Genomic DNA, 15,230 nt, shown 5'->3' on the forward strand with positions numbered 1-15,230 from the left:
CGGGCAACAGGGAGAATCGGCCGCAGCTGGTCGGCGGTTGGGCCGTGCGCGCGGTCGTGCGTGATCCGTTCTGCCACCGGGCCAGCCGAGGCTCGCGGTGGAAAGCCTTCGGACGCGAGCGCCCGGCATGAATTTCGGCGCGGAAAGCGTTCAGCCGGGCAAACCGGTGACCGTGACGTCGGCGGCGGATTTCACCAGGAGGGTCAGCTCGGAGACCAATTCTGGTCTGGTGGCGATGAAATCGACCTCCGCGCCCTCGGGGTCGAAGAAGTCGTTGAGCGGGGCGCCGTCGAAATCGGTGACGTGGATGCCGGATTCGCGGGCCAGCAGGGCGCCGGCCGGGAGGTCGACCAGTCCGGCGCGGTAACCGACGAAGCCGTCGATGTCGCCTCGGCTCAGCATTACCCAGCACAGCAACGGCGACCAGAGTTGGATCAACCGGCGGGAGGACGCCTCGAGCGTCAATCGTAAAGCGCGCGCGGCGGTGTCGGTGCGGGTGACCGGATAGCCTTGTAGCCAGGCCAAAGTGGGCGCCTTCGTCGGTCGGTGCTCCGGGCGCCACAGCAGACCGTTCGGCCCGATCGCGCCCCGATCCCGCACCGCCGACCAGGTTCGGTCGGGAATCGGTTCGTGCACCACCCCCACGACGGGAACACCGTTGTGGCACAGCGCGATACCGACCGTGCACACCGGAAGACCCACGGCCACATTGTTGGTGCCGTCCAGCGGATCGACCACCCAGCACCACGCGTCATCCATGCTGTCGAGCAAACCCGCCTCCTCGGCAAGGATGCGATGCTCGGGAAAAGCGCGACGGATATGCCCCAGGATGATTCGTTCAGCACGCAGATCCAGGTCGGTGACCAGATCGCCACTCTCGTCCTTCGTACGCACCGACAACGCACCCGCCAAGCCCGCGCGGATCGCCGCGCCCGCCTCGGCCGCCGCCGCGACGGCCACCCGCGCCGCCCTATCGATGACGGTGTCCGGCGGCGCCGCGTTCGTCACGTCCACTCGCATCGGTCCTCCAGTCGGTTCGGCGACACGCGCTCGGACAAGTGTGTCAGAACAGTTCGCGCGGCACCGCGGGTTTCCGACCTGGTGCACGGTGTTCGGCGCACCCGATGGTCGCCGGTACCGAACGTGCCCAACGACAGATCCGCCGTGCCGACTCGATCGGTGCCGAGCACCACGGTGGCCGCCTCGCCGCGCACATCAGAACGGTGAAAAGCACCGTTACGCAGCGTATAGACCTGGCCGGCACGGAAGTGCTCGGTCGAACGCGTCCGGTAGCCGACCGCGCGGGGGGTCGCACGGACCAGGTCACCCTCGGAACCACTGTGCACTTCGAACAATCGGTGGGTCGGCGCGAACGCCGTGTCGTCGTCCGCATCGTCGACATCGAGAATCTGATTGCCGACCGTCCCGTACAGCACGATACTCAGCAGATCCCAGCTGTGCGCGTGCATCGCGGACGTGGTCGAATCCGCGCGCACGCCCTCGGTCCACACATGGATGCACACACCACGCCCGCCGCCGCGCCACGCGGGGAAGCACAGGAATCCCAGCGGGTGGCGGATCGCGACCAGATCCCGACGCCCCTCGAACACCTCGGTCAGGAAGTCGCGCGCCCACGCCCGGACCGCGCGGCCGGAGGTGGCGGCAACCAGGGCATGCAGGCGGTCGTACTCGTCCATCAGTACGGGTTCCTCGGTTGCAACGCGCGACGAACGATGTCGGCGACGTCGCGGTCGGTGAACGAGGTGGGTAGCGGCAAGCCGAGCAGGTCGAACAAGGTGCGCGACTGATCGACGGTCGGCTCGTCCGACAGCGGCGAATCCAGACCGCGACTCAACTCGACCTGCCTGGTCTGATTGAAGCTCGACACCAGTTCGCGGTGGTAATCGCGGTAGTACGGCTTGTCGCGCTCGAACAACATCGCGGGCGTGTTCGGATTGTCCTGGGTCACGATCACACACGACGACGACAGGTCCCAGCGAAAGGTCGTCATCACGGCGGAAAGGCCGACGTCGATGGTCAGGAAGGTGAATCGCTGCTGATACCAGCAGGCGGCGAAGATCGTCGCGAACGCTTCGCGCCGGGTCCGTTCGGTGGTCCACGGTTCGATCGAACCGCTCGTCTCCGGCGCCAGCGACGAACGGAATTGCGCATAGGTCTTGCAGAGCTGTTCGTTGCTCGGATCGATCACCTCGATCTGGATCCGCAAGGGCCGCTGCTCGCGGCGCGCGTTCTCGACACATTCACGGAGCGTGACCGCGCGCATGTAGGTGCCGGTGCCGCCCTTGAACACCCACTGCTCGGTGCCACGGCGGGCCATCGCGAGCGCGTGCCCGATCTCGGGACCGTTGAGCAGCCGCACCGAGGACGCATCGCGCATCGCCTTGGCCGACAGGTGCCGATCCCGCAACAAGGTGGTGGCGAGCAGACCGAGGACCAGCAGGATCGCCTCGTTCAAGGCATCGTCGTTGATCACATCGACGACGGCGAGCACGCCGACGGTGAAGGCGAGCAACAGCGCGACGAGGCCGTCGACGTTGTTGCGCAACCAGATCAGCCATCGTGCCGTATGCAAAATTCGTCCTCCCCTGGCGTATTCCTTCCAGAATAGGGCCAGCCCGGTGGCCGCCGCTATCGAATTCGGAAGTCGTGCGCCGCAATGCCGCTGGACATACCGTAGGCGAAGACCATGGCCCACCGCACGTTTCGCGCATTTGACCTCGAGTGCGGTTGAGGTAGCAGGATCGGAATCGGTCGGCGGACGAACTCCGCGCGACCCCCGCCACCGTGCCTTCGCGCACGGCGTCGCGCACCCGCCGGTTCCCGTACACCCCCGGCGGGTGCGTACGGGTCACACTCGATCGGTGGTGACATTCGCGCGGGCACACGCGCGACGGATGGTCGTCCGGGACAACGAAAACCGACCGCGAAGCAATCCTCGCGGTCGGTAGGTCGAGCGGTACCGGTTGACCGGACAGTCGGGCGTCGCTCAGCGCGACAGGGTGATATCCCACTCGCGCACAACGAGTTCCGACGCACCGGTGGTGTGCAACGGATCGGCGTGCGCGAGTTCGGTTGCCGCATCGAGACTCTCGGCCTCGATGACGTAGGCCCCGCCGGTCCCGTCGGTGAACGAACCGCTTTCGCGCAGCTGGCCTCCGTCGAACAGGTGCCGCAGAAAATCGCGGTGCGGCTCGACGACCGTGGCATCGAAACGCGGCGTGCGCAACGCCAAAACCAGGTAGCTGCTCACGCCTCGTGATCCCGGTCCGAGGCCCTGGTCGCGGCCGCCGCGGCGCGCACCTGCGGTGCCAGACTCACGACCTGGCCGAGCACACCGTTGACGAACGACGGCGAGTCGTCGGTGGACAACTCCTTGGCCAGCTCTACGGCCTCGTCCACCGCGACGACCGGGGGAACATCGTTGGCGTGGAACAACTCCCACACCGCGATGCGCAGAATCGCACGGTCCACCGCAGGCAGTCGCTCCAGCGTCCAGTCCTGCAAATACGACTCGATGGTGCCGTCGACGCGATCCAGGTCGTCGGCGACACCCTCGACCAAAATGTTCGTGTAGGGCGCTACCGGCGCGACCGCTTGATCGCGTTCGGCCAACTCGACGCGCTCACCGAGCAGATCCGCCACGTCCACGTCCCTGGCTTCCGCCTCGAACAGCAGATCGACGGCGCGACGGCGCGCCTTGTGCCGAGCACCGAGCTTCTTGAAGGAGGACTTCTTGTCCCCTGACTGCTCAGCCACGGTCACACCCTCCCGATCGCCATGCGGCGACCGAACAGGACATCAAGCATTGACGCGGCCGAGGTAGTTGCCGTCGCGCGAATCGATGCGCAGCTTGTCACCGGTGTTGATGAACAGCGGAACCGATACCTCAGCGCCGGTCTCCAGGGTCGCGGGCTTGGTGCCACCGGTGGAACGATCGCCTTGCAGGCCGATGTCGGTGTGCTTGACGACGAGCTCGACCGTCACCGGGAGCTCGACATACAGCGGCTCACCCTCGTGGGTGGCGACCTGCACGGACATGTTCTCCAGCAGGAAGCGATGCGCGGGACCGATGGTCTGCTCGCCGATGGAGATCTGATCGAAGGTGTCGCCGTCCATGAACACGTAATCCGTGCCGTCGTGGTACAGGTAGGTCATGTCACGCCGGTCGACGGTGGCGGTCTCCACCTTCACGCCCGCGTTGAAGGTCTTGTCGACGACCTTGCCGGACAGCACATTCTTCAGCTTGGTCCGTACGAAGGCGGGGCCCTTGCCCGGCTTCACATGCTGGAACTCGGTGATCTGCTGGAGCTGACCGTCGATTTTCAGCACAAGGCCGTTCTTGAAGTCGCTGGTGTCCGCCACTGTCTTCGGATCTCCTCGTTCTACAACATGGTCGTTCTGCCACATGGTCGTTGGTGTGCGCGGAAACCGTTCGGACGGCGTCAGCCGACGACGATCAGTTCCGTGCTGGCGTTGGTGAGCGGTTCCAGGCCCCCGGCCTCGACACAGCGCACCACGAGCGTGTCCGCGATACGGACTCCGCCACGGTCGGGCCAGTACACACCTGGTTCGACGGCCACCGCCACGCCAGCCAGCAGTGTACCGGTTGCCGTTTTCGCGATTCCGGGCGCTTCCTGAATGCGCAGCCCCACCCCGTGCCCGAACGGGTGCACGAACAGCTTCGCGTGCCCCGATTCGGCCACCACCGCACGCGCCGCCGCATCCACCTCCGCGGCCACCGCGCCGGCGTGCAGCACCGCCATGCCCGCCGCCCTCGACCGCTCGACCAGTGCGTGCGCGGCACGCTGCCAGTCGGTGGGTGGGCCGAGCACGAAGGTACGCGCCAGGTTGACGTGATAACCGGCGACCGTCACCGCGAAGTCCACCCGAACCAGGTCACCTCGCGCGAGGACCGCCTCCGAGGGCCGGTGCTGCGGCGCGGCGGAGTTCCTGCCCGCCGCGACCACGATCTCGCGCGCGCCCACATCGGCGCCGTGTTCGAATACCGCCGCGGCCACATCCATGCCGACCGCACGTTCGGTGCGCCCCGGCCGCAGCGCCTGTCGCGCAAGCAGTGTGGCGAGCACACCGTCCGCCGCCACGCCCGCTGCGCGCAGCCGCGCCAACTCGTAGGGCTCCTTCACCACGCGCAGTTGCTCGACCAGTCCCGGTGTGGCGACGAAATCCAGGCCGGTGTGCTGGTCGAGGAAGCCTCGATGCTGGTCGACAGTGACGACGTGGCTCTCGTAGCCGATTCTGCCGAGCTTCCATTCGCCCGCGAGCTCCACCAGCCGACGGTCGACCGCACCGGCGATCTCGGCGGTGAGATCCGGCGACTGCGCGCGAATCCGGTCGCGATACCTGCCGTCGGTGGCCAAGACGGTGCGGTCCTCGGCGGTGCGGGTGTCCCAGGTGCAGACCAGCAGCGCCGCACAGACCCCGGTGAAACCGGTGAGGTATCGGACGTTCGCCGGGTCGGTGACGAGTAATCCGTCGACTCCGTGCTCCATCAGAATGCTGCGTAGCGTCGCCCGTCGACCCGCGTGATCCGGCACTCGCGCGGCGGATTCCCGCGCGGCGCTGCCCGGCTCACGACCTGGCTGATCAGGGCACATGCGTCAAAGCTACCGCCGACACCCGGTATCGCGGCCACCAAACACGAGTCCCGCGCGCCGCCGGTCGCGCGGTGGGGGCGGGCGCCGCGGATCGGGCAGGGCAATGCCGTTGCCCGGCAACCACATCGAGACACACGTCCGCTCCGTCGGCGACCGTTGTGAACATACGTTGTTCACATTTCGACGAGTTGTCCACATTGCGGTTCGCCCCGTTGTTCCCGGTCGACTCGGGCGGAAGGCTCATCGGTATGCCCCTTGTCGCGTTCGCCGCCTTCCTCACCTGGTGTGTCGCACTGAGCGTCATCGACCTGCGCCAGCACCGTCTACCGAACACACTCACGGTCGCGGGCGCGTTCGGCGTCCTCGGATACGCGCTGTACACCACCCAATTCGCCACGGCGGCGGCCGGTGCCGCGATGTTGGCCGCGCCGTACCTACTCGTGCACCTGGTCATGCCGAGAGCCCTCGGCGCCGGCGATGCGAAACTGGCCGTCGGTCTCGGAGGTGCCGCCGCGCTCGGCGGATCGGCCGCGTGGGTTTCGGCGGCGCTGCTCGCCCCGATACTGACGGCGGGCGCCGCGATCGTGATGATCTTCGCCACCCGGCGAGCTCGCCCCCGCGGCCACGAGGCGGGCGGAAACCCCAGTGGCACTGTGCCGCACGGCCCCGCGATGTGCCTGGCCACGGTTTCGGCATTGGTGGTGGCGAGTTGACCGGCCGACCGGTGCGAATGGCAGCGGCGCCGACATGGGAAGATGGACGACGTGCTGCGCTGGATAACTGCCGGAGAATCCCACGGTCCTGCTCTCGTCGCCATCCTCGAGGGCATGGTGGCCGGTGTCGAGGTGACCTCGGAAGAGATCTCCACCCAGTTGGCGCGCCGCAGGCTCGGCTACGGCCGAGGGGCGCGAATGAAGTTCGAGGCCGACAAGGTCACCGTCGTCGGTGGTGTCCGGCACGGTCGCACCATGGGCGGGCCGGTGGCGATCGAGGTCGCGAACTCCGAGTGGCCGAAATGGACGACGGTCATGTCCTCGGATCCCGTCGACCCTGCCGAGCTCGCCGATCTGGCGCGCAACGCGCCGCTCACCCGACCGCGACCCGGCCACGCCGATTACTCCGGCATGCGCAAATTCGGCTTCGACGACGCACGCAATGTGCTCGAGCGCGCCAGCGCGCGCGAGACCGCGGCCCGTGTCGCCGCTGGCACCGTGGCCAGGAACTTCCTGCGGCAGGCCTTCGGTGTCGAGGTGGTCTCGCACGTCGTCTCGATCGGCACCGCGGCCAATACCACGGGAGTAGCGCCGACCGGCGCGGATCTGGCGGCGATCGACGCGAGCCCGGTGCGTGCCTTCGACGCCGACGCGGAAGCCGCGATGATCGCCGAGATCGAGGCGGCCAAGAAGGACGGCGACACACTGGGTGGCGTGGTGGAAGTGGTGATCGACGGTCTCCCCGTCGGACTCGGCTCCTTCACCAGCGGCGAGAGTCGCCTCGACGCTCGGCTCGCCGGTGCGCTCATGGGCATCCAGGCGATCAAGGGTGTCGAGGTCGGCGACGGATTCGAGACCGCACGCCGCCGCGGCAGCCAGGCACACGACGAGATGCGGCCGAGCGCGGACGGCGTTTTGCGCTCCACCAATCGCGCGGGTGGCGTGGAAGGCGGCATGACCAATGGCGAGGCGCTGCGCGTGCGCGCGGCGATGAAGCCGATCTCCACGGTCCCACGCGCGCTCGCCACCGTGGACATGGCCACCGGCGAGGAAGCCGTCGCCATCCACCAGCGCTCGGACGTCTGTGCCGTGCCCGCCGCGGGCGTGGTCGCCGAGTCCATGGTGGCGCTGGTCGTGGCGCAGGCCGCGCTGGAGAAGTTCGGCGGCGACTCGCTGGCCGAGACCGCGGCGAACATCACCGGCTACCTCACCCGCGAGGCCAGCCACGTCGCCTCGGGTACGAACGAGCAGGATCACCAGCACAGCACCGCGACGAACGTCGATCCGACAGGCGCGGACAGCCGGTCACGATGATCGTGCAGACCGACCCGCGCGTTCCGTGCGTGGTACTGGTCGGACCGCCGGGCGCGGGGAAATCCACGATCGGCCGCAAGCTCGCCAAAGAACTCGGCGTGGAGTTGTACGACACCGACGCCGCGATCGAGCGCGACACCGGACGCAGTATCGCCGACATCTTCGCCACCGACGGGGAGCCGGAATTCCGCGCGATCGAGGAGCGTGTGGTGCGCCGCGCCCTTCGCACCGAACCCGGTGTCGTCTCGCTGGGCGGCGGCGCGGTGCTTTCCGCTCACACCAGGGCATTGCTGCGGGACCGGACCGTCGTGTACCTGGAAATCAGTGTGGCGGAAGGACTTCGCCGCACCGGCGCGAGCACCGCGCGGCCGCTGCTCAACGGGGGCGACCCGGATGCCAAGTACCGCGAGCTGATGCGCAAACGTCGTCCGTTGTACCGGGAGGTGGCAACGGTCAAGTTGCGTACCGACGGGCGCAGTCCCGGTCGAGTGGTGCGCATGGTCATGGACAAGTTGTCGCTGGAGTCCGCACCGGTCGCCGACACCGAGCCGTCCGCCGACACCGTGGCGGCCGACGCCACACCCGCCAAGCCCTCGGGCAGCGGTCGATCCAGAGCCCGCCGTCGTGCGCGCGCCCGTGCGGCGGCTCGCCGCGCGGCAGCCGAGGAATCCGGCACACCACAGAAGGGACAGGCAGGACACTCGCAGCCGGCGAAGCCGTCGAGCACCGCAGCAGCACCGGCTCCCGGAACCGATGCCGATGCGGCAGCGCCGAGCGGTCGGACCCCGCGACGTCGTCCACGCAGGTCCCGCGCACGCAAACCCACGAAACCCACAGGATCGGAGCAGACATGACCGAGGACACCCGAGGCGAACCGACGGCAGCGCCCACCGAGGAGCCGACCCATCTCCAGGTCCGCACCGCTGCCCCGTACCCGGTGATCATCGGCCGCGGGCTGCTCGGTGAACTCGTCGACTCGGTCACCGGGGCGACCGGCGGGGTGCGCACGGTCGCGATCTTTCACCAGCCGCCACTGACCGAGACCGCGGAGGTGGTCCGAAAGGCACTGGCCGACACCGGTGTCGACGCCCATCGCATCGAGATCCCGGATGCGGAGGACGGCAAGGAATTGGCCGTGGCCGGGTTCTGCTGGGAGGTCCTCGGCCGGATCGGCCTGACCCGCAACGACGTGATCGTCGGCCTTGGCGGTGGCGCGGCCACCGACCTGACCGGATTTGTCGCCGCCACCTGGATGCGCGGCGTGCGCGTGGTGAACGTACCCACCACCTTGCTCGCGATGGTCGACGCCGCCGTCGGTGGCAAGACCGGCATCAATACCGAGGCGGGGAAGAATCTGGTCGGCGCCTTCCACGAGCCGACCGCCGTGCTGGTCGACCTTGTCACCTTGGAAACGGTGCCGCGCAACGAGATCGTGGCGGGCATGGCCGAAATCATCAAGGCCGGTTTCATCGCCGACCCGGTGATTCTCGACCTGATCGAGCGCGACCCCGAAGCCGCACTCGATCCCACGGGTGCCGTCCTGCCGGAACTGATTCGGCGCGCGATCCAGGTGAAAGCCGACGTGGTAGCCGCCGACCTGAAGGAATCGGATCTCCGGGAGATCCTCAATTACGGCCACACGTTGGGCCACGCCATCGAACGCAGGGAGCGCTACCGCTGGCGCCACGGCGCCGCCGTCTCGGTCGGCCTGGTGTTCGCCGCCGAACTCGGCCGCCTCGCCGGTCGCTTGGACGACGCCACCGCAGACCGCCACCGCAGCATCCTCGCCGCCGTCGGCCTGCCCACCGGCTACGACGCCGACGCGCTACCGCACCTGCTCGAGACGATGCAGACCGACAAGAAGTCCCGCTCCGGCGTACTTCGCTTCGTCGTCCTCGACGGCCTGGCCAAACCAGGCCGCCTGGAAGGCCCCGACCCCGCCCTCTTGGCCGCCGCATACTCCGCCGTAGCCCGCGAAGACGCCGCGCCAGGAGGACCGATCCTGCTGTAACCCTCAGGTGCGCACTCGGTCCCGATCACATCCGCTGAACCCAGCGCCTCGGGATCGTTCCGCCAGGGCGCCCCTACCTATGGGATCGGCCGTGGTCGATAGGGCACTTCGGCCGTGGTCGATAGGGCACTAGGGTAGCGGCCGTGCAGTTTATCTCCGTCGTTTCGGTTCCGGTCGGCGACCAAGACCGTGCCAAGAGCTTCTACCTGGACAAGCTCGGCTTTCACCTCATCGCCGAATCCACCTTCGGCGATGGTCTGCGCTGGATTCAGGTCGGAATTCCGGGTGCCGAAACCAGTCTGACACTGGTGACCTGGTTCGACGAGATGGCGCCGGGGTCGTTGCGCGGATTGGTCATCGACTGCGACGACCTCGAGCAGGAACACAGGACCCTCACCGAACGCGGCGTCGTCTTCACCAGCCCGCCGAGCCGACAACCCGGCGGCGTGTTCGCTGTCCTCAGCGATCCCGACGGCAATCGGATCAGTCTCCGTCAAGCGGGGAGTTGACGGCCACAATCCACGATGTCGAGCGTCGGACGGGTGGGTCAGGCCGGGCTGGCCGCGACGGTGTCGTCGGGAGCCGAGGCGGTCTCCTTGTTGTTGCCTCGGTCGGCGACCACGCGGCCGATGCCGACGCCGATGAGGGCGGGGATGAAGACCAGCAGGACGATGAACGACGCGCCCGCGGTGAGTTCGAACAGGACGCCGTTCTCGCCGAGGTCGACGCGCGGGATGTAATCCAGCACCCAGGCCACCAGTCCGCTGCCGAGTCCGGCGAGCACTCCGGCCTTCAACCACCGCAGGGTCAGGTCCGTGCCGGATTCCGGTTCGGGGTTGTGCACCCGGTCGTGGTGGCCGTCGTAGAAACCCCACGCGACGATCGCCACGAGCAACACCACGAGGCAACCGATGCGCATCAATCCACCCTGGGTGGGCCAGTACATCATTCCGAACCCCAACGCGACACGCAGGAGAACTACCAGCGCGCCGAGGAGTGTGGCCCGCACCACCCAAGCAATCATGCGTTCCACCATAACCCCGAGCCGTACCGTGACAGAACCGAACGGCACGGGCGGGCATCGATTCCCGGCAGGCCACCCGGCGATCCCCACACAACCGACACGACCGCCGCAACGAAAACCCGCCCGACCGCTGGCCGCCGAAACACCTCGTTCCGAACGTCCGGGCGAGACCGACACGGCAAGTTCACGGCCGTCTCGCTGCCCGGGAGCGCCCTTTTCATCGGCGACGCACTCGGCATGGTCCCCTTGCTCTGGCAGTAACGCCGCTCATCGTCTACTTCTACCCCGCCGCAAGCACACCGGGGTGCACCAAGCAGGCCACAGGGAATCGATCGAACTCGCACCGAGAAGACGCGGCCGCCAAAACTTGCCGGGCGGAGATTTGCCCGAACCAACGAACCCGCACGGACCGCGTCAGTCGGATGCCGACACAGGGGTCGACTGCGGTGGCGCGGGGCCGCCGAGGCGCAACCCGACCGGAGAACGGTGCTGCACGCGCAACAACAAAACACCGATCACGGTGTTCGGACAACACGCGTCGCTGGACACGCACGCGAGCCGATCGCGGGCCGAGCTCACGCACGATCCTCAGCCGGTCTCCCGATCTGTCGCGAGCGCACGCAAGGGCAGTGAGCCGCGAGCTAGCAGAGCAGTGTGTGCGGCCGCGAGTGATTTTCCCGCGTCGAGTTGCTCGCGCACCCACTCCGAGATGACCTGTGCGCCAAGGGCGTAACCGAGTGCCTGTCCCGGCCAGGCCAGGTAGCGGATGACTTCTTTGCGTACCTGAGCGGCGTCCAATCGCGTCTGCTCGACCATGAATTCCACGGCGCGCTCGACACTCCAACCGTGCACGTGCAACCCGACGTCGACGACGAGGCGGGCGGCGCGCCATCGCTGATGCGCGAGTAACCCGAGCCGGTCGAGGTCGTCGGTGTCGGCGACCGCGCCGATCGTCGACGCGAGGGTCTCGGAGTACACCGCCCACCCCTCGGTGAACGAATTCACCGGCAGCAGCCGCAGCAGGTCCGGGAGCTCGTCGTTCTCATCGAGCAGCGCGAGTTGCAGATGGTGACCGGGCACCCCCTCGTGCATGGCCAGCGGCAGCACCTCCCACGGCCTGGTCACCGAGGGTACGGTCAGATTCACGTAGAGCGAGCCGGGCCGGTTGTTGCGGTGCGAGGACGGGCCGTAGAACGCCGCGGGGCCGGTGGCGGCATTGGTGTCGGGCATGGCGATCACCTCGCACGGGGTGTGCGGCCAGTGTTCTACGAGCACACGGCTTTTCGCGTCCAGCATGGCGTGGGCCCGGCGGAATCGGGACAGGATCTCCGCTGCCGAGACAAGCGAATCGTGCGCGGTGGCACGCTCGGCGAGTGCGGCGAATTCAGCGTCGGTCGCGCGTAATGTGTTCCTCCCCAAGGCTTCGACACGTTCCGGGGTGATCGACACGCTCGTGCCGCGCAGGATCGCGTCGCGGTAGCGCGAGGCGCCAGCCGCCGAATCCGCCAGGGGTGAGGTCTCGTCCGCGTCCCGTTGCGCCGCGACGGCGACCATCCGCAGGTCGGCCAACGCGACGTAGACATCATCGAGCACCGGCTGTGGCGGCGTAACCACTGAATCATCTTCGGCGCGTGCGGCTTCCAGATCGAACAGCAGCGGATCGGGTCCGGTTTCCCGCTCGGCCACCAGCGTGTCGACCTGTTCGACGAACGCACGCAACACCGGTGTCGAGCCACGCGTCCCCGCCTGCTCGATCTCGCCGATAAGGCGGCTCGCGTACTCGGGAAAGGCTCGCAGCCGTTCCACATACCGCGCGAAGCGAGGGTCCTCGGCTCTCGGCCACGACCGCGACGCCCAGGAAAGCCGCGAGACCGGGCCGGTCATATGGTTCAGCTCACCGATATCGCTGTGGGCCATGGTGCTTGCGGCGCATTCCAGGTGGTATCGCGCCGCCGCCACGAAATCGTCGGACCCGCCCCGGATCTCGGACACCGCGTCGGCCAGCTCGGCGGCGCGCTCGCGCAGCGCGTCCCGATTGCCTCGGCGCGGGTCTTCCCACAGCACGGGCGGCAACCGACCGACCTCGATCGCGGCGTCGGGTGCGTACGACCAGAGCAAGTGCAGCACCCGCGCGGAGTAAGTGGCCAGATCATGACCGTTGTCCGAAGTATCCCCGGTCTGTGCCATCCGACCATGGTATCGACCGGGCACGCCCACACCCGGACAGCCCGCGCCCTGCCACGGCCATCGGCCACCACGCCCGTGGCGTTCAGTCCAAGGACAACGCGCGTTTGATGAACTCCACCTGCAACAGCAGGAGGTTCTCCGCGACTTCCTCCTGGGTGGTCCGGTGCGTGACACCCGACAACGGCAGCACCTCATGTGGGCGACCCGCCTCCAACAGCGCCGTCGACAAGCGCAGCGTGTGCGCGACCACCACATTGTCGTCGGCGAGACCGTGGATCAGCAGCAGCGGCCGGACCGGTTCCCGCGCCGCCGACAACCCGGCCGCGGTGACCAACGAGCTCTGTTCGTAAGCCTCGGGATTCTTCTCGGGGTGCCCGAGATACCGCTCGGTGTAATGCGTGTCGTAGAGCTGCCAGTCGGTGACCGGCGCACCCGCGACGGCCGCGTGGAACACATCGGGACGCCGCAGCACGGCGAGCGCGGCCAGGTAGCCGCCGAACGACCACCCACGGATAGCCACCCGATCCACGTCGAGCGGGAACTCCTCGACAAGTCCGGCCAGCGCCGCCACCTGATCGTCCAGGGTGCTCGCCAGGTCACCGGCAACCGCCTTCTGCCCGTCCGCGCTCTGGTTGGCGGTGCCTCGTCCGTCCGCGATCACCACGGCCAAGCCCTGATTCGCGAACCACTGCGCCTCGAGATAGGCGCGCTGATCGTGCACAACGCGCTGACCGTGCGGGCCGCCGTAGGGGTCGAGCAGCACGGGCAACCGAGCGTCACCGGTGTAACCCTCCGGCAGCAGTACCGCGGTGGGTATCCGGTCTTCGCCGACGGCGAGCAGTCGCGGCCGCGCGGTGAGCGCGGGAGTGGCGGTGCGCGCCTCGATCTCACCGACGACGGCGTCACCGTCGAACACTCGCACCGAAGCACGAGGTGTCGCAAGGGAATTCGACGTCAGCACGGTGATAGCACCCGCCCGAACCGCTGTGTGCACGCCCGGCCGATCCGACACCCTGCGCACCCCGGAGCGGTCGGCACGATAGACGTGGACCTCACCGATCTCGGTGCTCGTCGCCGCCTCGGTGTCGACCGCGCTGAACAGCACACTGTCGGTGTCGACGTCGAGCACCCCACGCACACGCAGGCTCGAATCCGTCAGCTCGTCGGGGCCGGATACCAGCAGCCGTGCGTCACCCTTGTCGACGATGCGCACGAGCCGCCCCTCGGCGGTGCGGGTGGGCACACCGCCGAACAATTCGATCCACGGCTCGCCGACGTCCTCGGCGATCACCTCGGTGACACCGGTCTCCACGTGCACCGTGAGATAACGCTGCTCGCGCTGATCGCGCGCCTGCACCAGCAACAGCGGCGAATTACCCGCGCCCCACTGCACTCTCGCCAAATACGGGTAGGCGCCGCGATCCCACTCGACCGCCGTCGTCGCACCATCCAACCCGACCAGCAGCAGCGTGACCTCCGCGTTCGGGGTGCCCGCCGCGGGGTAGGCGATCTCGGCGGGTGCGCGCTCGGGGTCCGACGGCGCGGCGATCCACCAGCGACGCACCGGCGATTCGTCGACGGCGGCGATCAGCAGCCGGTCACCGTCCGGCGACCACCAGAAGCCACGCCCTCGGCCCATTTCCTCGGCGGCGATGAATTCGGCGATGCCGTAGCGCACCTCACCGTCGTCGGCCCCGATCACGGCACGGTCGGTGCCGCCGTCGAGCTCCAGCACCCGGACCTGACGATCGGATACGTAGGCGACGCGGCGGCCGTCCCCGGAAATCCTGGGATCGAACACCGGCTGGCGAACCTCGTGCTCGACCACCGCACCCGAGCGCAGGTCCGCGACGAACAACCGGCCCGACAGCACGAAAGCCGCCGTGGTCACCGCATCGTCGGTCGAATAGCCGACGACGCCGGTTCCGGCCTCACGGGCACGCTCGCGCCGGGCACGCTCCTGCGGTGAGTCGTTCTCGTCGTCGACGTTCAGCAGCCCGTCGGGATCGGCGACGAGTCGGTCGGCGCCGGTCGGAATATCGCGCACCCACAGCAGATTCGTGGTGTCGGTGCCCGACCTGGCGCGCAGGAAGACGATGCGCTCACCGTCCGGTGCGACGGTGAATCCGCGCGGCGTGCCGAGCAGAAAACGTTGGGTTCGCGCGGATTGCCGTGGGTAGGAAAGCGCATCGCTCATACTCTGATGCTAACGGCGGGTCACGACCCCACCGACATCGCTCCGCATGGCCCGCCCTCGCCGACCCCCCTTTCGGTGCGGACCGACTCCTGCTGGAATTGGCCGCCGAGGATGGGTAACCGCCGTGCCGAAAAGCCATTACGATGCC

The 15,230-nt window shown here is 68.0% G+C and carries 14 protein-coding genes and 1 pseudogene; 5 read left to right on the forward strand and 10 right to left on the reverse strand.

What is annotated here, in order from left to right; all coding sequences use genetic code 11:
* Positions 1 to 150 precede the first annotated feature (150 nt).
* From ABEA50_RS14090 to ABEA50_RS14120, 7 genes are all read right to left on the reverse strand, one after another.
* The gene (locus ABEA50_RS14090; RefSeq protein WP_345495783.1) at positions 151 to 1,014 is read right to left on the reverse strand and encodes an inositol monophosphatase family protein; all 864 of its coding nucleotides are present in this window, start codon (positions 1,012 to 1,014) and stop codon (positions 151 to 153) included.
* Entirely contained in the window at positions 1,005 to 1,697 is a 693-nt protein-coding gene (locus ABEA50_RS14095; protein WP_345495784.1) for a hypothetical protein, read from the reverse strand. The genes ABEA50_RS14090 and ABEA50_RS14095 overlap by 10 nt, the downstream gene beginning before the upstream one ends.
* Positions 1,697 to 2,593 carry a hypothetical protein gene (locus ABEA50_RS14100; protein ID WP_345495785.1) on the reverse strand — a complete coding sequence of 299 codons (897 nt, stop codon included), beginning with the start codon at positions 2,591 to 2,593 and terminating at the stop codon, positions 1,697 to 1,699. The genes ABEA50_RS14095 and ABEA50_RS14100 overlap by 1 nt, the downstream gene beginning before the upstream one ends.
* A gap of 414 nt (positions 2,594 to 3,007) precedes the next feature.
* Complete coding sequence (locus ABEA50_RS14105; protein WP_345495786.1) at positions 3,008 to 3,271, reverse strand: YciI family protein; 264 nt, start codon at positions 3,269 to 3,271, stop codon at positions 3,008 to 3,010.
* Positions 3,268 to 3,777: a transcription antitermination factor NusB gene (gene nusB, locus ABEA50_RS14110; protein WP_345495788.1), complete on the reverse strand. Its 510-nt coding sequence runs from the start codon at positions 3,775 to 3,777 to the stop codon at positions 3,268 to 3,270. The genes ABEA50_RS14105 and nusB overlap by 4 nt, the downstream gene beginning before the upstream one ends.
* A gap of 42 nt (positions 3,778 to 3,819) precedes the next feature.
* Positions 3,820 to 4,383, reverse strand: coding sequence for an elongation factor P (gene efp / locus ABEA50_RS14115; RefSeq protein WP_345495789.1), 564 nt, complete (start codon positions 4,381 to 4,383; stop codon positions 3,820 to 3,822).
* Positions 4,384 to 4,463: 80 nt separating this feature from the next.
* Positions 4,464 to 5,636: a M24 family metallopeptidase gene (locus ABEA50_RS14120; protein WP_425577609.1), complete on the reverse strand. Its 1,173-nt coding sequence runs from the start codon at positions 5,634 to 5,636 to the stop codon at positions 4,464 to 4,466.
* A gap of 188 nt (positions 5,637 to 5,824) precedes the next feature.
* On the opposite strand from ABEA50_RS14120, the gene ABEA50_RS14125 reads away from it, so the two are divergent.
* From ABEA50_RS14125 to ABEA50_RS14145, 5 genes and pseudogenes are all read left to right on the forward strand, one after another.
* Positions 5,825 to 6,349 (forward strand): A24 family peptidase, encoded by a 525-nt coding sequence (locus tag ABEA50_RS14125; RefSeq protein WP_345495790.1) that lies wholly within the window; start codon positions 5,825 to 5,827, stop codon positions 6,347 to 6,349.
* A gap of 42 nt (positions 6,350 to 6,391) precedes the next feature.
* Positions 6,392 to 7,663, forward strand: coding sequence for a chorismate synthase (aroC, locus tag ABEA50_RS14130; RefSeq protein WP_345495791.1), 1,272 nt, complete (start codon positions 6,392 to 6,394; stop codon positions 7,661 to 7,663).
* Positions 7,660 to 8,181 (forward strand): annotated as a pseudogene (locus tag ABEA50_RS14135) (shikimate kinase); the annotation flags it as partial. The gene aroC and the pseudogene ABEA50_RS14135, both read left to right, overlap by 4 nt.
* 332 nt (positions 8,182 to 8,513) lie before the next feature.
* Positions 8,514 to 9,674, forward strand: a complete 1,161-nt coding sequence (aroB, locus tag ABEA50_RS14140) for a 3-dehydroquinate synthase (protein WP_345495792.1) — start codon at positions 8,514 to 8,516, stop codon at positions 9,672 to 9,674.
* A gap of 143 nt (positions 9,675 to 9,817) precedes the next feature.
* Positions 9,818 to 10,183 carry a VOC family protein gene (locus ABEA50_RS14145; RefSeq protein ID WP_345495793.1) on the forward strand — a complete coding sequence of 122 codons (366 nt, stop codon included), beginning with the start codon at positions 9,818 to 9,820 and terminating at the stop codon, positions 10,181 to 10,183.
* A gap of 38 nt (positions 10,184 to 10,221) precedes the next feature.
* Here the strand turns inward: ABEA50_RS14145 and ABEA50_RS14150 are convergent, their stop codons facing one another.
* The 3 genes from ABEA50_RS14150 to ABEA50_RS14160 all read right to left on the reverse strand — a co-directional run bounded on the left by ABEA50_RS14150 (position 10,222) and on the right by ABEA50_RS14160 (position 15,082).
* Positions 10,222 to 10,698 (reverse strand): B-4DMT family transporter, encoded by a 477-nt coding sequence (locus tag ABEA50_RS14150; RefSeq protein WP_345495794.1) that lies wholly within the window; start codon positions 10,696 to 10,698, stop codon positions 10,222 to 10,224.
* Between the two features lie 588 nt (positions 10,699 to 11,286).
* Entirely contained in the window at positions 11,287 to 12,885 is a 1,599-nt protein-coding gene (locus ABEA50_RS14155) for a DUF885 domain-containing protein (protein WP_345495795.1), read from the reverse strand.
* Between the two features lie 82 nt (positions 12,886 to 12,967).
* Entirely contained in the window at positions 12,968 to 15,082 is a 2,115-nt protein-coding gene (locus ABEA50_RS14160; protein WP_345495796.1) for a S9 family peptidase, read from the reverse strand.
* Positions 15,083 to 15,230: the final 148 nt, after the last annotated feature.

Origin of the sequence: Nocardia callitridis (genome assembly GCF_039543305.1) — a bacterium.
Classification (GTDB): Bacteria; Actinomycetota; Actinomycetes; order Mycobacteriales; family Mycobacteriaceae; genus Nocardia; species Nocardia callitridis.

Coding starts and splice junctions, on each gene's coding strand:
- ABEA50_RS14095 (WP_345495784.1), bottom strand. CDS start 1,697: ATGGACGAGTACGACCGCCTGCATGCCCTGGTTGCCGCCACCTCCGGC.
- ABEA50_RS14120 (WP_425577609.1), bottom strand. CDS start 5,636: ATGTGCCCTGATCAGCCAGGTCGTGAGCCGGGCAGCGCCGCGCGGGAA.
- aroC (WP_345495791.1), top strand. CDS start 6,392: ATGGACGACGTGCTGCGCTGGATAACTGCCGGAGAATCCCACGGTCCT.
- aroB (WP_345495792.1), top strand. CDS start 8,514: ATGACCGAGGACACCCGAGGCGAACCGACGGCAGCGCCCACCGAGGAG.
- ABEA50_RS14150 (WP_345495794.1), bottom strand. CDS start 10,698: ATGATTGCTTGGGTGGTGCGGGCCACACTCCTCGGCGCGCTGGTAGTT.
- ABEA50_RS14155 (WP_345495795.1), bottom strand. CDS start 12,885: ATGGCACAGACCGGGGATACTTCGGACAACGGTCATGATCTGGCCACT.
- ABEA50_RS14160 (WP_345495796.1), bottom strand. CDS start 15,082: ATGAGCGATGCGCTTTCCTACCCACGGCAATCCGCGCGAACCCAACGT.